We start from the raw sequence: 19,632 nt of genomic DNA, 5'->3' as shown, positions 1-19,632 counted from the left end.
ATCCCGAACAGGACCGTGAAACGACTCTGCGCCGATGATAGTGCTGCAACCAGTGTGAAAGTAGGTTATCGTCAGGCTAGTTATATAGAAAAACCCCGCTGAGTTAGCTCTTGGCGGGGTTTTTTGCTTTCCGAGCGGAATCTTTACGTGGTTTTACACCTTCGTGACCTTCAGAACGCCATATTTAGGCCGAAAATGAGGTGTTACGAAGGAGAAACCATGCCCCGCCGCACCATCCTCATCGCTGTCGTCCTGGCCGCCGTTCGCGCCGCCTATGCCGCCCCAACCATGGGCGATCCCGTTTCTTTCAGTGCGCAAGAGACCGCCCGCCTGGTCAGCACGCTCAATGGCGAACGGGGCAAGTATGGCCTCGACAGCGACCATGGTCTGGCCGTCGCCAGCCAGCATCCCGGTGAGCAGCGCACGGCCATTACCCGCATGAACCACACGTATAAAGGCGTGCGCATTTTTGCGTCGGAATCCGTCGTGGTCACCGACCAGGGCGGCAATATCGTCAGCGAATCCAGCGCCGACCGCCGCGCGGCCCTGAGCAGCAAGCGCATGAACGTCAGCCCGAAACTCCAGCAAAAAGAGGCGATCAATGCCGCCTTGCGCACGGTCGGCGCCTACAGCACGCAAGTCGATGCACCCAGCGCCGAGCTGATCATCTATCCAGTGATGAAGACGGTCCGCGTGGCGGGTGCGGAAAACAAGCTGGAAAGCGAACTCAATGCGCTCGACGTGGCGGAGGTCGTCGATGGCTACAAGCTGGCCTACCTGGTGCAAACCCGCATGGCCAATGGCGACAAGCCGCTTTACCACAACACCATCGTCAGTGCGGAAGATGGCGGCGTGCTGCGGCAATGGAACATGCTGCAGACCGTCGCCGGAACCGGCTACAGCCAATACAACGGGACCGTCGCCATCAACACGTCCCTGAGCGGCACCACGTACCGGATGCTGGACACCAGCCGCGGCACGCGTGGCGTATTCGGCGGCATGGCCATCACCAATGCCAACCACACCACCAGCGCCGGCAGTATCTACACCAGCACTGCCAACATCTGGGGCGACGGCAAGCAATACATCGTCGGCGGCAGCACCACCAATGCCAATGGACAGACTGCCGCCGTCAACGCCTTGTGGGGCTTGATGAACACCTATGACATGCATAAAAACGTCCTGGGCTGGCAGTCGCTGGACGGTAACAACACCGCAACGTACATCGCCGCCCACGTCAACACCGCCTACGACAACGCCTACTACTCGGGCAGCTGCAGGTGCATGTACATCGGCGATGGCGGCACCTATTTCAACAACCTGGGTTCCATCGACGTGATTGGCCATGAGATGGGCCATGGCATCACGGCCGCCACGTCCAACCTGGCATACAGCGGTGAGCCTGGCGGCCTGAACGAGTCGGCTTCCGATATCGCCGGTGAGGCGGTGGAAGCGTATGCGCGCGCCGGCGGCAAGGGCAGCGTGCTGCCGTCTCCGGGGACCAATGACTGGTTGGTCGGCAAGGAAATTTCAAAGAGTGGCCAGCCGCTGCGCTGGATGTACAAACCGAGCAAGGATGGAAGGAGCCCGGATGCGTGGAGCTCGACGCTGGCCAGCCTCGACGTGCATTACAGCAGCGGCCCGAACAACCGCATGTTTTACTTCCTGGCCAGGGGATCCAATGCCAGCGCCACCAGCGAATACTATTCGAAGTACCTGACCAAGGCCCCACTGGCGATGACGGGTATCGGCCTGGACAAGGCTTATCGCATCTGGTTCAGGGCGCTGACCACCAAGTTCACGTCGTCGACCAACTATGCCGATGCGCGCGCCAAAGTGCTGGCTGCCGCACAGGAACTGTACGGCGCCAACAGCGCGGAAGCGAAGGCCGTGCAGCGGGCGTATGCGGCCATCAACGTGGGAACGGACATCGCGGAATAACCCGCCGGCATGCTCCCCGGCGGGCAGGTTGCCGTATCAGTTCGCGCGGCTGATATTCATGCGCTGCGTATGGGTCCAGTTATGGTCCGACGCGCTGACTGCCGATGCATAGGTGCGCCAGGTCTGTCCTTCGCCTGGCCACGGGTTCATGATGTAGACGTAATTCACGCCGTTATACGTTTCATAGCCGCGTCCCACCATGATGTGCCCGCCGCCGCCGGTCCAGCCGTAACGGATGACGAATGGCCGGTTGGCGTTAATGTCCGTCACCACGGTGTTCCACGACAGGTAATTGTTGATGGCGGTATTCGGCACGCCCCAGTTGGACAGGATGTTTTGCACGCTGCCCGGCGTGCCATACATGGAGTTGGGCTGGTTGGCCGCGCTGTTCCAGTCAAACGTGCTGTTGCCGCAGGCGTAGTTCAAACCATAGGCCCAGTTCACGATCTGGCACTGGCTGGGGTAATTGGCCCAGTAATAGCTGAGGATGGCCTTGCTGGAGCCGGCCCAGCACCACTGGCTGTGTTCCTGTGTGGTCAGCGGCACGGACAGCGTGCGCCATTGCGCCATCGCCAACGGCATGGCCAGCGCCAGTACGGCGCCCATTGCGAGCTTCTTGAGTTTCATATGTTCTCCAGGTAGGGGATCAGTGGAACGCGTCCAGGTTGGCTTTGACGGCTGCGCGCAACGGTTGCAGCACTTCGGACGCTTCCATCAGCGACGTATCACCCTGGCCGGTCTTCATGGCGCGTGCCTGCAGCAGCAGTGATTCGCGCGCCGAATGCAGCGGTGCATAGCGGGTGCGGCCATTGCCGGTGACTTCCAGGAAGTCCGAGCGGGCCTGGTAAATCCGGACGAAACGCAGGTTGCTGCGCGCCGCGTTGCCGTGATGGGATGTCAGCGCCTCGACATCTTTTGCCAGCACTGCGCCGCCATATGAAACGGTTTCAAAACGGCCATTGACCTGTTCCACCGTCGCCAGCCCGACGGGTTTACCGCGCACGCTGACGATGAAGCGCCATTGGCCCGTAGGCTTGGCCATGGCCTGCAAATCCGTGCGGCCTGCAACGATGTCCTTGGCTTCGACGGTATGGACAGGAAAGCCGTAGCCGATCACTGCTTCCTTCAAGTCCTGCATGTCGCCGATATCGAGCGGAAAATCAACCGGGGCGATGCCGGGCCGCGTGCGCATCTGGTAGGCGGCAAATTGCGCAAAGTCGCGCTGTGCGGCCGCTTGCGCGGAGGCGCCATCCTTGGCTGCGACAGCGGTGGCGTTTTGCGCCATGGCGGGCAAGCCGGCGAGACCCAGTATCGTGCACAGGGCCAATGGCGCCAGCAATGCGCGCCGGGTGGAACGTTTGTGCTGCATGAGTGTATTTCCTTTCAGGGTGTACGAAGCCCACACCGCAAATGCGGCGCTGAAAACAGGCTGCTGATACGTGTGTTGAATGGAGGGCCATGCGCACAGGATGTACGCACAGCGGATGCCCCCTCTGTTCCGGACCTGAGAGATTCACGGGCGGTAGCGCCGCTTGCTCCTTCGGTGCGCCGGGCCATGCGGCCAGGCGGCTCTTCAGAGTGTGGTCAGCATAATCGGTTCATGGGCCTGAGAGTTTCCGGGGCGGTTGCTCCTTCGGCGCCGGCTTTGGTGGACCGGGCTCTCCCGACTACGCTGCAACCGGCCTTGCGCCCGTTGCTTAATTCAGAATAGCCCAGCCCATGCAAATGATTCAATTGTGCGCAAGTTCTGCGTTGTATCCGTATCGATTACAAAAAAAGCATGGCGCGTTCGACAAAAAATTACAAATTTAGACAAGTGCACACTTTTCGTCGCATTTCCAGAATTTTTTGATCTGGCCTGTCGTGCTTCGGTAACGTTGCGGTCACGAGGGAGCAGCCGCTACCCAGACCAACAACGGAGAGATTATGGCAATTCGCAAGACCCTGATTGCAGCCGCAATTGTTTCGATCGCAAGCACCGCATTCGCAGCGCCCATGATGGGCTCGCCAGTATCGTTTTCCAAGCAAGACCAGGACCGCCTGGTCAGCACGCTGAACGGCGAACGTGGCAAGCATGGCCTGGATACCGACCACGGCTACGCCTTCGGCAACCAGCACCCTGGCGCCAATGGCCAGGCCATCAGCCGCATGCACCACACCTACAAAGGTGTGCGTATCTTTGAATCCGAATCCGTGGTCGTGACTGACAAGAACGGCTCCATCGTCAGCGAAGCCGCGACCGACCGTCGTGGCAGCCTGTCCGCCAAGCGCTTCGATGTGAAACCAACCCTGTCCGGCGCCGATGCGATCGCCAAAGCGATCAAGAGCCTGCCGACTGCCGCGTCGCACATCGACCCGCCATCGGCTGAACTGATCATCTTCCCGGTGATGAAGACGGTGCGTGTTGCCGGCGCCGAGAACAAGGCTGAAGCCGACCTGAACGCGCTGGACGTGAAAGACGTGGTGGACAGCTATCAACTGGCCTACTTGGTAAAAACCCGCATGAGCAAGGGCCAGGAAGCCGTCTTCCACAATACCATCGTGAACGCCAAGGATGGCAGCCTGATGGACCAGTGGAACATGGTGCAGAGCGTGGTCGGTACCGGCCACAGCCAGTACAATGGTGACGTGCCAATCCAGACCACGCTGGTCGGCACCACCTACCAGATGCTCGATTCCACCCGCGGCAGCGGCGGCCAATTCGGCGGCATGGCGATCACCAACGCCAACCACGCTTCGACCTCCAATCCTACCCCGGGCGTAATCTATACCAACAGCACCAACGTGTGGGGCGATGGCCAGAACTACATCAATGGCGGCAGCACCACCAACGCCAACGGCCAGACCGCTGCGGTGAATGCACTGTGGGGCCTGCAGAACACCTACGACACGATGAACAACGTGCTGGGCTGGAAGTCGCTGGACGGTAACAACACCGCGACCTACATCGCCGTACACGTGGGCACTGCTTACGACAACGCCTTCTACACCGACACCTGCAAGTGCATGTACATTGGCGACGGCAGCAGCTTCTACAGCCTGGGCTCGATCGACGTGATCGGCCACGAAATGGGCCACGGCGTGACGGCTGCGACGTCCAACCTGACCTACCGCGGTGAATCGGGCGGCTTGAATGAATCGGCGTCCGACATCAACGGTGAAGCAGTGGAAGCGTATGCCCGCAACGGTGGCACTGGCGCCGTCGTCAATGCAGGCAATGACTGGATGATGGGCAAGGAGATTTCGAAGACCGGCACGCCGCTGCGCTGGATGTACAAGCCAAGCAAGGATGGTTCGTCGCTGGACGCCTGGACCACTTCGCTGAAGCGCCTGGACCCACACTACTCCAGCGGCCCGAACAACCGCATGTTCTACTTCCTGGCAATGGGCTCCAACGCCACCACCACCAGCGACTACTACTCGAAGTACCTGACCCAGTCGCCGAAGAACATGACCGGTATCGGGATCGACAAGGCATACCGCATCTGGTTCAAGGCCAACACCACCAAGCTGACGTCCGGATCGACCTATGCTGACGCACGCGCGGCAGTGATCGCCGCAGCGCAGGAACTGTATGGCGTGGGCAGCAGGGAAGCCAAGGCCGCAACCCGCGCTTACGCCGCCATTAACGTGGGCGCCGACATCGCCGAATAAGCGGCATCAGTAAAGTAAAAACCTCCGCAGGCTTGCGCTTGCGGAGGTTTTTTTTATTGGCTGCAGCTTAGAAACGGTACGACAGCTTCACCACGCCGAAGTCCACGCCGCTGTTCGGCTTCTTGATGCCGCCATTGGAAAAATGCTGGTACTTCAAGGCCACTTCCCAGTTTTTATCGAACACGTAGCCAACGCCGATATGGTCGCCGAACTGGAACGCGGTCGACAGCTTGTCGTCGTTGTTGTCATATTTTTTGGACAGCAGGTGGGCGCCGATACCGGCCTCCGCATAAAACCCCTGGCCGTCGTCGCGCTGGAAGCGGAACACGGGCGTCAGGCCGACGTCCATCAGGTTCTGGTGTGCGCCCGGAACATTGCGCGCCTGGCTGCCGCGCCATGCGCCGGCGCTGACGTCCCAGTAGGCCCGGACGCTGGTGCCATTGGACTGGAACCAGCGCTGATCCCAGTCGGACGTCGCGCCCGCGCGGAGCATGCGGACCTTGGATCCGCCGCCGAATTCCGTATAAACAGTATCAATGCCAGGCGCCGCCTGGGCTGATTGCATCGCAAGCATAGCGCTTGCAATCGCGATAAGTTTGAATGTGTGCATAGGCTCTTTCTTAGTCGATGCCATATCTCGAGTTATATAGCATTCCACCATTGTAGCGACATTCACAAAATCGAGCGGGAGGCGCTAAGATGATTGTATCGTTTTCAATTTTGCTTGGAGCTCCTTATGCAAATCACTTTTCTCGGCATCGGTTTGATGGGGGAACCCATGGTGCGGCGCCTGCTCAACGCGGGCTACGCTGTCACCGTCTGGAACCGTACGGCCAGTAAAGCGGAGCCGTTGGCCGAGTTTGGCGCGATGCCGGTGGCGGACCTGGGCGATGCCGTGTCGTCGGCCGATATCGTGATTTCCATGCTGGAGGCCGGCCCGGTGGTGGGGATGGTGATCGATGCGGCGCTGCCGTCGTTGCGGAACAATGCGCTGTGGATCGACATGAGTTCCACACGCCAGTCGGAAGCCCAGGCGTTCAGCCGGAGCCTGACCGCGGCGGGTTGCCGCTTTATCGATGCCCCGGTGTCGGGTGGCGTGGGCGGCGCGCAGGCGGGAACGCTGGCGATCATGGCGGGTGGCAGCGAAGCCGATTACGTGCAGGCGCAACCGGTGTTTGCCGCCATGGGCCGCGCCACGCGTGTGGGCCCTGCCGGGGCGGGACAAGTGTCTAAACTGTGCAACCAGCTGATCGTGGGTGGCACCATCAATATCGTGGCCGAAGCGCTGTTGCTGGCGCAGGCGGCGGGCGCCGACCCGGCCGCCGTGCGCGATGCGATCCGCGGCGGCTTCGCGGAAAGCCGCGTGCTGGAAGTGCATGGCTTGCGCATGCTGGAGCGGAATTTCATGCCGGGCGGGCAGGTGAAGACCCAGTTGAAAGACCAGCACAATATCCTGGCGGCGGCGGCCGATGCGGGTGTGGAATTGCCGGTCACGGACCTGGTGACGCAGCGCTATGAATCGATCGAGAAGGTGTTCCCGCATGCGGACCACTCGGCGGCCCTGCTGGCGCTGGAGCAGTTGAATACCGGGCATCGCGTGGGGAACGGGGTGGACCAGTTGCCGTAACAGTGTGCGGGCAATGGCGGTTTGCGTTGGTGGCGCTTATCCCGCCTTCGGCAATGCCGCCTCCACCAGCTTGACCCAGAAACTCGCGCCGATCGGCAGCAGGTCGTCATTGAAGTCATAGCTGCCGTTATGCAGCACGCATGGCCCCAGCCCGTGGCCGCCGTCGCGGTGATCGCCGTCGCCATTGCCGATAAAGATATAGCAGCCCGGCTTTTCCTGCAGGAAGAACGCGAAATCCTCCGCGCCCATCGTGGGTTCGACCTTGTCGTTGACGCGCTCTTCGCCCACCAGCGATTTCATGACCTCCACCGCAAAGCGGGTTTCTTTCGCATGGTTGATCAGCGGCGGGTAATTGCGGCGGAACGTGAAGTCCACTTCCGCGCCAAAGCCTGCCGCAATGCCTTCGGCCAGCGCACGCATGCGGTTCTCGATCAAATCCAGCACCGGCGTCGTGAAGGTGCGCACCGTGCCCACCAGCTTCGCGTCGTCGGGAATCACATTGGTCGCACTGCCGGCGTGGATTTGCGTGATCGACAGCACGGCTGTATCCAGCGGGCTCTTGTTACGGGTGATGATGGTTTGCCAAGCTTGTGCAATTTGCACGGCCACCATGACGGGATCGATGCCGTTGTGCGGTTGCGCCGCGTGGGCGCCCTTGCCCCGTACCGTCACGTGGAATTCGTTACTGGACGCCATCATCGGGCCTTCCGTCACGCTCAGCGTACCGGTGGCTTCGCCCGGCCAGTTGTGCATGCCGTAAATCGCTTCCATCGGGCAGCGCTCGAACAAGCCATCGTCGATCATGGCGCGTGCGCCGGCGCCGCCTTCTTCGGCCGGCTGGAAGACCAGGTACACGGTGCCGTCGAAATGGCGGTGCTGCGCCAGGTAACGCGCCGCGCCCAGCAGCATGGCGGTGTGGCCATCATGGCCGCACGCGTGCATCTTGCCCGGATGGCGCGACGCATGGGGGAAGGTATTGATTTCCTGCATCGGCAGCGCATCCATATCGGCGCGCAGGCCGATGGCGCGGCCGGATGTGCCGTTCTTGATGATGCCGACCACACCGGTGGTCCCCATGCCGCGGATGACGGGAATACCCCATTCCGCCAGCTTGTCCGCCACCACGTCGGACGTGCGCTGCTCTTCGTAGCAAAGTTCGGGATGCGCGTGGATATCGCGCCGGATTTGTTGCAGTTCGGATTGAAATGCAATGATAGGTTCTACGAGTTTCATGCGTTGTCTCCGCGATGCCAATTGCTATCCTTGCATTGTAGCCGCGCCGGGCGCGGAAGGGCAGCCTGAGAGCACTGCCGAAATGGTTTACGATGGCGGTTTCAAGTCAGTATTTCCAGGGAATTCCATGACCACCACCCATGTCCGTGCTGCCTGCCCGCACGATTGTCCCGATACTTGCGCGCTGATCGTTACCGTCGAAAACGGCGTCGCAACCGAAGTGAAAGGCGATCCCGATCACCCACCGACTGCCGGTGTGCTGTGCACCAAGGTTGCCCGCTATGCGGAGCGCACCTATCACCCGGACCGCTTGCTGTACCCGCTGCGCCGCGTCGGCAAAAAGGGCGAAGGCAAGTTCGAACGCATCAGCTGGGATGAAGCGCTCGACACCATTGCCGCCAAACTCAAGCCGATTGCCGCGCGCGCGCCGGAAGCCATCCTGCCGTACAGCTATGCCGGCACCATGGGCCTGGTGCAGGGCGAATCGATGGCGCAGCGTTTCTTCCACCAGCTGGGCGCATCGCTGCTGGACCGCACCATTTGCGCGACCGCCGGCGCCACCGGCTACCGCTACACGGTGGGGGCGTCGATCGGCACGGACCTGGAACAATTCCAGGATGCCAAACTGATCATCATCTGGGGCGGCAATCCCATCGCGTCGAACCTGCACTTCTGGACTCGCGCCCAGGCAGCCAAGCGCAACGGCGCCAAGCTGATCGCGATTGACCCGTACCGTTCGCTGACGGCGGAAAAATGCCACCAGCACATCGCACCGCTGCCGGGCACCGATGCGGCGCTGGCGCTGGGCCTGATGCACGTGCTGATTGCCGAAGATTTGCTGGACCACGAGTACATTGCCGATTACACCATCGGTTACGAAGAATTGAAACAACGCGCGGCGGAATGGACGCCGGCGCGCACGGCCGAAACCTGCGGCATCATGGAAGACGAAGTGGTGCAACTGGCGCGCCTGTATGGCGGCATGGCGAAAGCGGGCGAACCGGTCGCCATCCGCGTCAATTACGGCGTGCAGCGCGTCAAAGGCGGCGGCATGTCGGTCCGTAACATCGCGTGCCTGCCGGCGCTGGTGGGCGCGTGGCGCCATCCGGCAGGCGGCGTGCAACTGTCGTCGTCCGGTTCCTTCCCCACCAATAAAGCGAAGCTGCAGCGCCCGGACTTGCTGGCGGGCCGTACGCCGCGCACCATCAATATGTCCACCATTGGTGACGACTTGTTAAAACCATCGTCGCCCGAATTCGGGCCGCAGGTGGAAGCGGTGATCGTCTACAACAGCAACCCTGTCGCCGTGGCGCCGGAGTCCCCGAAAGTCGCGCAGGGCTTTGCCCGCGAAGACTTGTTCACCGTGGTGCTGGAACACTTCCAGACCGATACCGCCGATTACGCGGACATCGTGCTGCCCGCCACCACGCAGCTGGAACATGTCGACACGCACACGTCGTATGGCCACCTGTACATGATGGCCAATAACGCTGCCATCGCGCCGATGGGCGAAGCCAAGCCGAATACGGAAATCTTCCGCCTGCTGGCCGCGCGCATGGGCATGGATGATCCGTGCTTCCACGAGTCCGACGATGAACTGGCGGCCCAGGCGTTCAATGCGCAGGACGCGCGCGCCATCCACTTCGACTGGGAATCGCTGAAGCGCAATGGCTGGCAAAAGCTGAACATGCCGGCCGCGCCGTTTGCGCTGGGTGGCTTCCCCACGCCATCGGGCAAATGCGAGTTTTATTCGGCCGCGATGCAGGCCGATGGCCTCGATCCGCTGCCCACGTATATCGCACCGTACGAGTCGGCCGCCAGCAATCCGGAACTGGCAAAACGCTACCCACTTGCCATGATTTCACCACCGGCGCGCAACTTCCTGAACTCGTCCTTTGTCAATGTGTCCAGCCTGCGCGCGACGGAGGGAGAGCCGCATCTGGACATTCATCCAACAGACGCCGCAGCACGAGCGATCGAACACGGTGACATGGTGCGTATATACAACGATCGGGGCAGTTTCGCGTGCAAGGCCCGGGTAACGGACAAAGCCCGTGCCGGCCTAGTGGTGGGGCTGTCGATCTGGTGGAAAAAGCTGGCCGGAGATGGCAAGAACGCCAATGAAGTCACCAGCCAGCGCCTGACTGACATGGGCCGTGCGCCGACTTTTTACGATACACTGGTTCAGGTAGAGAAAGTTTCCTGAAGGTGAGAAATGCGCAATATTGCCCGTCAATTAAGGCGCGTCAGATTCTGGCTGGCGGCGGGCGCGTGCGCATTGATGCTCGTGGGTTGTGCACAGTTCAAGTATTACTTCCAGGCGGCCCAGGGCCAGTACGCGCTCTGGTCCGACGCCCGGCCGATTGAAGACTGGCTGGGCGATCCCACCACCGATCCCAAACTCAAGGCGCGTCTGGAAAAGGCGCTGCTGATCCGCCGCTTTGCCGTCAAGGAACTGGGCTTGCCGGACAATGCCAGCTACAAGAATTACGCGTCGCTGAAGCGTCCCTACGTGCTGTGGAACGTGGTGGCCACGCCGGAATTGTCGCTGCGGCCCATCCAGTGGTGTTTCCCGATTGCAGGCTGCGTCAGCTACCGCGGCTATTACAGCAAGGAGGATGCGGAAGGCTACGCCGACGAATTGCGCAAGGAAGGCAATGACGTGCAGGTCGGCGGCGTGCCCGCATATTCCACCTTGGGCTGGTTCAGCGATCCGCTGCTGTCTTCCTTCATCAATTATTCGGACGTGGAACTGGCGCGCATGGTGTTCCATGAACTGGCGCACCAGGTTGTGTACGCGGAAGGCGATTCCCGCTTCAATGAAGCCTTTGCATCGGCCGTGGAAGAAGCGGGTGTGCACAAGTGGCTGGAAATGTATGGCAATGAAGCCATGCGCGAAGGCTACTTGCGCTACAACGCGCGGCGCCAGGACTTCCTGGAACTGCTGGTCAAGCACCGCCAGATGCTGGCCGACAATTACGCACGCAAGGTCAGCGACAAGAAAAAACGTGAAGAAAAGGCGCGCATCTTCGCGTCGCTGAAGGCGGAATACCAAGCGCTGCGCAATGGCGCGTGGGGCGGGTATGCGGGTTACGACAGGTATTTCGCGGAACATTTAAACAATGCCCACCTTGCCTCTGTTGCAACCTATAATGATTTCCTGCCCGGGTTCCGTGCCCTGCTGGCGCAGGAAAAATCGTTCCCGCGCTTCTATGCTGCAGTGCAGCGCATGAAAAACCTGAGCCAGGCCGAGCGTCAAGCCCAGCTGTTACAACTGGCCCAGCCTCAACCGCCAGCGGCCGATACTGTGGCTACGCAATCGATAGCTTTGCCTGTGCAGTAAATGTGCAGACGGGCTTGCTGCGACGCAGCAAGAACAACACTGTGGCAAGCGTTGGTTTTCCCGTAGAGGAGGCGTTCAAAAAATACAAAACTGCTTGCATACCGGGCGGCAGCCCGATAGCATCATCATAGTATTTGTGTACGAGCGTACTATTTTTCGCTTGCAGCAGCTTTCAACGCCGGCACTGTGCGCCGCGCGCCACATAAAAAAATGACGAGAGACGAGGCACAGCATGGAAAAAATTTGGCTGAAGTCCTATCCCCCCGGCGTTCCCGCGGAGATCGATCCGGACCAATACCGGTCGCTGGTACACCTGCTGGAAGAATCGTTCCAGAAATACGCAAACCGCAACGCCTACGTGTGCATGGACAAGTATCTGACCTATGCCGACGTGGACAAGATGTCGCGCCAGCTGGGCGCGTGGCTGCAAAGCCGTGGCCTGAAAAAAGGCGCGCGCGTGGCCATCATGATGCCGAACGTCCTGCAATACCCGATCTCGATTGCCGCCATCCTGCGCGCCGGTTACACGGTGGTCAACGTCAATCCCCTGTACACGCCCCGCGAACTGGAACACCAGCTCAATGACTCGGGCGCGGAAGCCATCATCATCCTGGAAAACTTCGCCACCACTCTGGAGCAGGTCCTGCCGCGCACCAAGGTCAAGCACATCGTCGTGGCCAGCATGGGCGAATTGCTGGGCGGCCTGAAAGGCGCGATCGTCAACTTCGTCGTGCGTAACGTGAAGAAGATGGTGCCGGCCTTCTCGCTGCCGAACGCGGTGCGCTTCAAATCCGTGCTGGGGCAGGGCGCCGGCATGAAGCTGACGCCGGTCGACCTGAAAGCCACCGACGTGGCCTTCCTGCAATACACGGGCGGAACCACGGGCGTGTCCAAGGGCGCGACCCTGACGCACCGGAATATCGTCGCCAACCTGCTGCAAAACGAAGCGTGGGCGCAGCCGGGCTTGCAAAAGCCGCCGCAGGTGGAACAGCTGACCATCGTCTGCGCGCTGCCGCTGTACCACATCTTTGCGCTGACGGCGTGCGCCATGTGGGGCACGCGCATGGGCGCCCTGAACATCCTGATCCCGAACCCGCGCGATATCGGCGGCTTCATCAAGGAACTGGCCAAGTACAAGTTCAGCATGCTGCCGGCCGTGAATACCTTGTACAACGCGCTGGTCAACCACCCTGAATTTTCCAAGCTGGATTTCTCCGGCCTCAAGATTTGCAACGGCGGCGGCATGGCCGTGCAGCAAGCGGTCAACGACAAATGGCTGAAGGCCACCGGCGTGCCGATCATCGAAGGCTACGGCCTGTCCGAGACGGCGCCGACGGCGACCTGCAACCGTGGCGACAGTACCGCATTCACGGCCACCATCGGCTTGCCGATCTGCTCGACGGACATCGCCATCCTGGACGACGACGGCAAGGAAGTGCCGCTGGGCCAGCCGGGCGAAATCGCCATCCGTGGCCCGCAAGTAATGGCGGGCTACTGGCAGCGGCCGGAAGAAACCGCCAAAGTCATGACGGCCGACGGCTACTTCAAATCCGGCGACGTGGGTGTGATGGACGAGCGGGGTTACGTGAAAATCGTCGACCGCAAGAAAGACATGGTGCTGGTGTCCGGCTTCAATGTCTATCCGAATGAAGTGGAAGGCGTGGTGGCGTCCCATCCGGGCGTGATGGAATGCGCGTGCATTGGCGTGCCGGACGAACACTCGGGTGAAGCCGTCAAAGTGTTCGTGGTGCGCAAGGACCCGAATTTGACGGTGGATACCTTGATGGCGTTCTGCAAGGAAAACCTGACCGGCTACAAGAAACCGAAATACATTGAATTCCGCGATGAATTGCCGAAGACGAACGTCGGCAAGATCCTGCGCCGCGCCTTGCGTGACGAGGGCGACAAGAAAAAAGCGGCTTGACCGCACATTACATTGACACATCCAACACGAGGCTATAGATGGAAAAGATCTGGTTAAAGTCCTATCCCGAAGGCGTGCCGGCGGAGATCGACAATACGCAGTACAGCTCAGTAACGCAATTGCTGGAAGAATCTTTCCGTAACTATGCCGACCGTGATGCGTATGCCTGCATGGACAAGAAGCTGACGTACCGCGACGTCGACACGCTGTCGCAGCACGTCGGCGCCTGGCTGCAAAACAAGGGCCTGCAAAAAGGCGCGCGGGTGGCGATCATGCTGCCGAACGTGCTGCAATATCCGGTCGCCATGGCCGGCATCATGCGCGCGGGCTACGTGGTGGTCAATGTCAATCCGCTGTACACGCCGCGCGAACTGGCGCACCAGTTGAACGACTCCGGCGCGGAAGCCATCATCGTGCTGGAAAACTTCGCCACCACGGTGCAGCAAGTGGTGGGCCAGACCAAGGTCAAGCACGTCATCGTCGGCAGCATGGGCGACTTGCTGGGCGGCCTGAAAGGCATGATCGTCAACTTCGTCGTGCGCAACGTGAAGAAGATGGTGCCGGCGTATTCGCTGCCGAAATCCGTCTCGTTCAAGCAGGTGCTGGCCGAAGGTTCGCGCCTGAAGCTGAAGCCCGTCAAGCAAACGCATGATGACATCGCGTTCCTGCAATATACGGGCGGCACCACGGGCGTGTCGAAAGGCGCCGTGCTGCTGCACCGTAACATCATCTCGAACGTGCTGCAAAACGAAGCGTGGCTGCAATTCAAGCAGAGTTCCGAGCAAATGGTGTTCGTTGGCGCGCTGCCGCTGTACCACATTTATTCGCTGACGATTTCGTGCTTCATGAGCATGCGTATCGGCGGCTTGAACCTGCTGATCCCGAACCCGCGCGACATTCCCGGCTTCGTCAAGGAACTGGCGAAATACCGCGTGTCCGTGTTCCCGGCCGTGAACACGCTGTATAACGCGCTGCTCAATAATCCGGAGTTCGCCAAGCTGGACTTCTCGTCCTACAAGATTTGCAACGGCGGCGGCATGGCCGTGCAACAGGCGGTGGCGGACCGCTGGCTGAAGCTGACCGGCACGCCGATCATCGAAGGCTACGGCTTGTCGGAAACGTCGCCGGTGGCCACGGCCAACCGCGTCGACATCAAGGAATTCACGGGCACCATCGGGGTACCGATTCCATCGACCGAAGTACAGATCCTCGACGACGACGGCAATGTCTTGCCGATCGGCGCCACCGGCGAAATCGCGATCCGCGGCCCGCAAGTGATGGCCGGCTACTGGAACCGTCCGGAAGAAACTGCGAAGTCGATGACGGCCGATGGCTTCTTCAAGACGGGCGACGTCGGCATCATGGATGAACGTGGCTATACCCGCATTGTCGACCGCAAGAAAGACATGATCCTGGTGTCCGGTTTCAACGTGTATCCGAACGAAGTGGAAAACGTGGTGGCGTCGCACCCTGGCGTGCTGGAAGTGGCGTGCATCGGCGTGCCGGACAAGAATTCCGGCGAAGCCGTGAAACTGTTCGTGGTGCGCAAGGATCCGAACCTGACGGCGGAAGCGCTGCAGGAATTCTGCAAGAATGAACTGACCGCGTACAAGAAGCCGAAATACATCGAGTTCCGCGACGAACTGCCGAAGACCAACGTCGGCAAGATCCTGCGCCGCGAACTGCGCGATGAAAAACCGAAGGCGAAAGAAGCCGCGTAAGCTTCGCCGCGACAACGAAAACGGCGCCGTGTGCAGCACATGGCGCCGTTTTTTTATGAGTGAAAGGTCGACATTTTGGGGCCTGGCCCCAAAAGCACTACCGTACGGTTTCAGGCTGGCGCGGCGCCATGCACCACATCCACAGCAAGCCCACGAAATACGCGCACGGGATCAGGGTGAACAGCAGCGAGTAATTTTCATTGCTGACCGTGAGCACGTAGCCGACCAGTTGCGTCATGAACATGCCGCCCACGGCGCCCACCATGCCGCCGAAGCCGAATACGGAACTGACGGCGTTCTTTGGCGACATATCCATCGCCAGGCTCCACATATTGGCCGTCCACGCCTGGTGCGCACCGACCGCGATGGCGATGTACGCGACCGCTTCCCACAGCCCGTCGGCCGACGAGGCCAGCACCACCGGCACGATGCACAGTGCGCACAGGGCCATGCTGCGCAGGCGCGCCATCACCGGCGGCACGCCGCGGCCGATCATCCACGACGACAGCGCGCCGCCGCCCACGCTACCCAGGTCCGCCATCAGGTAAATCACGATCAGCGACATGCCCATCTTGGAAACGCTGATGCCCAGGTTGAATTGCTTGTTCAGGTAAGGCGGCAGCCAGTACAGGTAAAACCAGAACACGGGCGCCGACAGCATGTTGGTCAACGCATAGGCCCAGGTGGCGCGCAGCCGGAGGATTTTCGAATAGGGCAGTTTGGCGGCAGGCGCTTCGTCGCCCTTGTCCGCGATATAGGCCAGCTCCGCCTTGCTGGCGCCTGGATGCGCTTCCGGATCGTAATAATGGCGCAGCCAGAACACCAGCCACAGCACACCGGCCGACCCGACCACGTAGAACACCGCTTGCCAACCCCATACGTTAAGGATGAGCGGCACCAGCAGCGGCGTGAGCATGGCGCCCACGTTGGTGCCCGCATTGAAGATGCCGGCCGCCATGGCCCGTTCGCCGGCAGGGAACCACAGCCGCGTGGTCTTGACGCAGGACGGGTAATTGGCGGCTTCCGCCAGGCCCAGCAGGAAGCGGCACACCATGAAGCCCACGGCGCCCGCCGCCACGCCATGGGCGGCAGCGGCAATGCTCCACAGCGCGACGGCGATGGCGAACGTGCGCTTGACGCCAAAGCTGTCGATCATGCGCCCCTGCACCACGTAGCCCAGCGCATAGCCGACCTGGAACCAGAAATTGATGTTGGCGTAATCCTGCGCCGTCCACTGCATGGCCTGTGACAGCACGGGTTGCAGGACGCCCAGTGCGGCGCGGTCGATGTAATTGAGCGTGGTGGCGAAAAACACCAGCACCAGCATGCCCCAGCGCACGCGGCCCACGGCAAAGGCGCGCCGGATCCTGGCGCTGACGGACTGGCTGTGGAACGGTGCGACCGGTGGCGGAACCCAGTGATTCATCGTTGTCTCCTTGTTTGAATGCTTCCATGATAGAAAGCGGCGGCGCGAAAATACATCGCCTTGATCTTAAAAACGTGCGTTAATCGTACGCATGCGTGCGATAAGCAGACGAAATTCACGATGACGGAAAAAACACTGAAACAGGCCGACTGGATTGCGGGCCTGGACCGCGGCCTGGCGATCCTGGAAGCGTTCGACAAGGATCACCCGCGCATGACGGCGACGGAAGTGGCGCGCCGTACCGGCCTGACGCGCACGGCGGCGCGGCGCTACCTGTGCACGCTGGAGCACCTGGGCTATCTGTACCGCGATGGCATGCAATTCGGGCTGACGCCCCGCGTGCTGCGGGTGGGATGGTCTTACTTCGATTCCGCGGAACTGCCCCGGCTGCTGCGGCCGTTCCTGGAACGGGCCAGCGTGGCGCTCAATGAATTCGTCTATGCCAGCGTGCTCGATGGGTGGGAACTGGTGTTCATCGCCAGGAATGGCAGCAACCGCGTGATGGCGACCGGCTACGTGCTGGGCGCGCGGGCGCCGGCGCAACTGGCGTCGCCCGGGATTGCCATGCTGGCGGCGCTGCCCGAGGAATCGGTGCGGGAATGGCTGGCCGGGTCGACCCTGGTGCCATTCACGCCGTACACCATCACCAGTCCGGCCCAGCTGTACGAGGAAATCGCCGCCGCGCGGCAACATGGCTATGCCGTCATCGAGCAGCAGTTACAGATCGGCATACGGGGCATCGCGGTGCCGCTGCATGACCGCCACGGACGGACCGTGGCGGCGCTCAGCGTCAGCACGCCGATCGGCAGCGAGAGCCGCGAACAGGCACTGGCGCGGGTGTTGCCGGTGTTGCAAGAGGCGGCCAACGCGCTGATCAACCAGCTTTAAGCCATCGGCAGCGAAACCTCTTCCGCCTCGTCATCCTTGTGCGCCTGCTGCCGCGCCCACATTTGCGCATACAGGCCGTCGGCCGCCAGCAGCGCGTGGTGCGTGCCGCGTTCGACGATGCGGCCGTGATCGAGCACGATGATTTGCTGCGCCTCCACCACGGTGGACAGGCGGTGCGCGATCACCATCGTCGTGCGGTTTTTCGCGATGTCTTTCAATTGCGCCTGGATCGCCTGTTCCGCTTTTGAATCCAGCGCGGACGTGGCTTCGTCGAAGATCAGAATGGCGGGATTTTTCAGCAACGTGCGGGCAATCGCCACCCGCTGCTTTTCGCCGCCCGACAGTTTCAAACCCCGTTCGCCCACCACCGTCGCATAGCCGTCCGGCAAGGTAACGATGAAGTCGTGAATCGATGCCGCGCGCGCGGCCGCCACGATGTCATCCTTGGTGGCGCCCGGTTTGCCGTAACCGATGTTGTATTCGATGGTGTCGTTGAACAGCACCGTGTCCTGCGGCACGATGCCGATCGCATCGCGCAGCGAGTGCTGCGTCACCGAGCGGATATCCTGGCCATCGATGGTGATGGCGCCCGAACCCACTTCATAGAAGCGGTACAGCAGCCGTGACAACGTGGATTTGCCGGACCCGCTGTGGCCGACGACGGCCGTGGTGGTGCCGGCGGCAATCGTGAAGTCGACGTCGAACAGGATCTGGCGCTTGGCTTCATAGCTGAAGTCCACGTGCGAAAAATGCACTTGCGCGCCATGCGTGGCCAGCGGTTTCGCGCCGGGCGCATCGTCCACTTCGCGGTTCTGGTCCAGCAGGCCGAACAGGCGCTCCATGTCCGCCAGGCTTTGCTTGATTTCGCGGTAAATCACGCCCAGGAAGTTCAGCGGTATATACAGCTGGATCATGAACGCATTGACCAGCACCAGGTCGCCCAGGGTCATCTTGCCATCGATGACGCCCTGCGTGGCGCGCCACAGGATCAAGGTGACGGCGGTGGCGATGATCAGCGACTGGCCCGTGTTCAGGAACGACAGCGACGTCTGCGATTTGACGGCGGCCGCTTCATAGCGCTGCAAGCCTTCGTCATAGCGCTTCGCTTCGTAATCCTCGTTGCCGAAGTATTTGACGGTTTCGTAATTGATCAGCGAATCGATGGCCTTGGTGTTGGCTTTCGAATCGAGGTCGTTCATCGTGCGGCGGAAGTGCGTGCGCCAGTCCGTCACGATGACCGTGAACGTGATGTAGCTGGCCAGCGCGGCAAACGTGATGGCGGTGAACCAGATATCGTAGTGCGTCACCAGGTAGCCCAGCACCAGCGAGATTTCCACCAGGGTGGGCAGGATGTTGAACAGCGTGTACGAAATCAGCGACCCCACGCCGCGGGTGCCCCGCTCGATGTCGCGCGTCATGCCGCCGGTCTGGCGGTTCAGATGGAAACGCAGCGACAGCGAATGCAAGTGCCGGAACACTTTCAGCGCAATGGTACGCACAGCGCGCTGCGTGACGCGGGCAAACAGGAATTCGCGCAATTCCGTGAACACCGTGGTCGACAGCCGCAGCAATCCATAGGCGACCAGCGCGCCGACCGGCAGCACCAGCAGCGCATGCGGGTGATCGGGCGAGACGGTCATGTCGTCGACCAGCTTCTTCAGCACGACCGGCACGCCCACATTGGCCAGCTTGGCGCCCACCAGCGCCACCAGGGCGGCCAGCACGCGCCATTTGTACACCCACAGGTAGGGCATCAGGGTTTTCAGGGTGGCAAGGTCGCTGCGGGGCGGCTTGCCGGATGGATCCGGCGGGAGGGGGACTTGAGACTGGCGGCGCATGGCAGGGCTGGTTCCTGTAGTTTACAATTTCCCCTCA

At 61.1% G+C, this 19,632-nt stretch carries 14 protein-coding genes and 1 riboswitch; of the genes, 8 read left to right on the top strand and 6 right to left on the bottom strand.

The genetic code is table 11. The features are described from left to right. Positions 1–219 precede the first annotated feature (219 nt). On the top strand, positions 220–1,941 hold the full coding sequence (locus tag GJ700_RS33430; protein WP_154382311.1) for a M4 family metallopeptidase: 1,722 nt from the start codon (positions 220–222) through the stop codon (positions 1,939–1,941). Positions 1,942–1,977: 36 nt separating this feature from the next. On the opposite strand, the gene GJ700_RS33425 is transcribed toward GJ700_RS33430, so the two are convergent. Then, on the bottom strand, positions 1,978–2,568 hold the full coding sequence (locus tag GJ700_RS33425; RefSeq protein WP_154382309.1) for a C39 family peptidase: 591 nt from the start codon (positions 2,566–2,568) through the stop codon (positions 1,978–1,980). 19 nt (positions 2,569–2,587) lie between these two features. After that, entirely contained in the window at positions 2,588–3,310 is a 723-nt protein-coding gene (locus tag GJ700_RS33420; RefSeq protein WP_154382308.1) for a hypothetical protein, read from the bottom strand. A gap of 215 nt (positions 3,311–3,525) precedes the next feature. After that, positions 3,526–3,617: riboswitch (glycine riboswitch) on the bottom strand. Positions 3,618–3,867: 250 nt separating this feature from the next. Between GJ700_RS33420 and GJ700_RS33415 the strand changes: the two genes are divergently transcribed. After that, entirely contained in the window at positions 3,868–5,595 is a 1,728-nt protein-coding gene (locus GJ700_RS33415) for a M4 family metallopeptidase (RefSeq protein WP_154382306.1), read from the top strand. A 67-nt stretch (positions 5,596–5,662) separates the two neighbouring features. Here the strand turns inward: GJ700_RS33415 and GJ700_RS33410 are convergent, their stop codons facing one another. Beyond that, positions 5,663–6,169, bottom strand: a complete 507-nt coding sequence (locus GJ700_RS33410) for an acyloxyacyl hydrolase (protein ID WP_308700733.1) — start codon at positions 6,167–6,169, stop codon at positions 5,663–5,665. Between the two features lie 162 nt (positions 6,170–6,331). Between GJ700_RS33410 and GJ700_RS33405 the strand changes: the two genes are divergently transcribed. Then, on the top strand, positions 6,332–7,222 hold the full coding sequence (locus tag GJ700_RS33405) for an NAD(P)-dependent oxidoreductase (protein ID WP_154382302.1): 891 nt from the start codon (positions 6,332–6,334) through the stop codon (positions 7,220–7,222). A 36-nt stretch (positions 7,223–7,258) separates the two neighbouring features. On the opposite strand, the gene GJ700_RS33400 is transcribed toward GJ700_RS33405, so the two are convergent. Beyond that, positions 7,259–8,455 (bottom strand): M20 aminoacylase family protein, encoded by a 1,197-nt coding sequence (locus GJ700_RS33400; protein WP_154382300.1) that lies wholly within the window; start codon positions 8,453–8,455, stop codon positions 7,259–7,261. Between the two features lie 127 nt (positions 8,456–8,582). Here GJ700_RS33400 and GJ700_RS33395 point away from each other — a divergent pair, with 127 nt between their 5' ends. From GJ700_RS33395 to GJ700_RS33380, 4 genes are all read left to right on the top strand, one after another. Continuing rightward, on the top strand, positions 8,583–10,661 hold the full coding sequence (locus GJ700_RS33395; RefSeq protein ID WP_154382298.1) for a molybdopterin-containing oxidoreductase family protein: 2,079 nt from the start codon (positions 8,583–8,585) through the stop codon (positions 10,659–10,661). Between the two features lie 9 nt (positions 10,662–10,670). Next, positions 10,671–11,798, top strand: a complete 1,128-nt coding sequence (locus GJ700_RS33390) for an aminopeptidase (protein WP_154382295.1) — start codon at positions 10,671–10,673, stop codon at positions 11,796–11,798. 232 nt (positions 11,799–12,030) lie between these two features. Next, positions 12,031–13,722, top strand: coding sequence for a long-chain fatty acid--CoA ligase (locus GJ700_RS33385; protein ID WP_154382293.1), 1,692 nt, complete (start codon positions 12,031–12,033; stop codon positions 13,720–13,722). Between the two features lie 38 nt (positions 13,723–13,760). Next, positions 13,761–15,443: a long-chain-fatty-acid--CoA ligase gene (locus GJ700_RS33380; RefSeq protein ID WP_154382291.1), complete on the top strand. Its 1,683-nt coding sequence runs from the start codon at positions 13,761–13,763 to the stop codon at positions 15,441–15,443. A gap of 97 nt (positions 15,444–15,540) precedes the next feature. On the opposite strand, the gene GJ700_RS33375 is transcribed toward GJ700_RS33380, so the two are convergent. Then, positions 15,541–16,869, bottom strand: coding sequence for an MFS transporter (locus tag GJ700_RS33375; RefSeq protein WP_154382289.1), 1,329 nt, complete (start codon positions 16,867–16,869; stop codon positions 15,541–15,543). Between the two features lie 120 nt (positions 16,870–16,989). Between GJ700_RS33375 and GJ700_RS33370 the strand changes: the two genes are divergently transcribed. Next, a complete protein-coding gene (locus tag GJ700_RS33370) occupies positions 16,990–17,757 on the top strand; it encodes an IclR family transcriptional regulator domain-containing protein (protein ID WP_154382288.1) in 768 nt (255 codons plus the stop codon). On the opposite strand, the gene GJ700_RS33365 is transcribed toward GJ700_RS33370, so the two are convergent. After that, positions 17,754–19,595 (bottom strand): ABCB family ABC transporter ATP-binding protein/permease, encoded by a 1,842-nt coding sequence (locus GJ700_RS33365; protein ID WP_154382286.1) that lies wholly within the window; start codon positions 19,593–19,595, stop codon positions 17,754–17,756. The genes GJ700_RS33370 and GJ700_RS33365 overlap by 4 nt on opposite strands. Between the last annotated feature and the right edge of the window lie 37 nt (positions 19,596–19,632).

The organism is Pseudoduganella rivuli, assembly GCF_009674485.1.
Lineage (GTDB): Bacteria > Pseudomonadota > Gammaproteobacteria > Burkholderiales > Burkholderiaceae_D > Rugamonas > Rugamonas rivuli_B.
The sequence above is the reverse complement of the archived record's forward strand: the minus strand, read 5'-3'. Positions and strand labels throughout refer to the sequence as shown.

Bases quoted from the DNA above. Each gene is read 5' to 3' on its own strand.
- GJ700_RS33430 (WP_154382311.1), top strand. From the start codon at position 220: ATGCCCCGCCGCACCATCCTCATCGCTGTCGTCCTGGCCGCCGTTCGC.
- GJ700_RS33425 (WP_154382309.1), bottom strand. From the start codon at position 2,568: ATGAAACTCAAGAAGCTCGCAATGGGCGCCGTACTGGCGCTGGCCATG.
- GJ700_RS33420 (WP_154382308.1), bottom strand. From the start codon at position 3,310: ATGCAGCACAAACGTTCCACCCGGCGCGCATTGCTGGCGCCATTGGCC.
- GJ700_RS33415 (WP_154382306.1), top strand. From the start codon at position 3,868: ATGGCAATTCGCAAGACCCTGATTGCAGCCGCAATTGTTTCGATCGCA.
- GJ700_RS33410 (WP_308700733.1), bottom strand. From the start codon at position 6,169: ATGCTTGCGATGCAATCAGCCCAGGCGGCGCCTGGCATTGATACTGTT.
- GJ700_RS33405 (WP_154382302.1), top strand. From the start codon at position 6,332: ATGCAAATCACTTTTCTCGGCATCGGTTTGATGGGGGAACCCATGGTG.
- GJ700_RS33400 (WP_154382300.1), bottom strand. From the start codon at position 8,455: ATGAAACTCGTAGAACCTATCATTGCATTTCAATCCGAACTGCAACAA.
- GJ700_RS33395 (WP_154382298.1), top strand. From the start codon at position 8,583: ATGACCACCACCCATGTCCGTGCTGCCTGCCCGCACGATTGTCCCGAT.
- GJ700_RS33390 (WP_154382295.1), top strand. From the start codon at position 10,671: ATGCGCAATATTGCCCGTCAATTAAGGCGCGTCAGATTCTGGCTGGCG.
- GJ700_RS33385 (WP_154382293.1), top strand. From the start codon at position 12,031: ATGGAAAAAATTTGGCTGAAGTCCTATCCCCCCGGCGTTCCCGCGGAG.
- GJ700_RS33380 (WP_154382291.1), top strand. From the start codon at position 13,761: ATGGAAAAGATCTGGTTAAAGTCCTATCCCGAAGGCGTGCCGGCGGAG.
- GJ700_RS33375 (WP_154382289.1), bottom strand. From the start codon at position 16,869: ATGAATCACTGGGTTCCGCCACCGGTCGCACCGTTCCACAGCCAGTCC.
- GJ700_RS33370 (WP_154382288.1), top strand. From the start codon at position 16,990: ATGACGGAAAAAACACTGAAACAGGCCGACTGGATTGCGGGCCTGGAC.
- GJ700_RS33365 (WP_154382286.1), bottom strand. From the start codon at position 19,595: ATGCGCCGCCAGTCTCAAGTCCCCCTCCCGCCGGATCCATCCGGCAAG.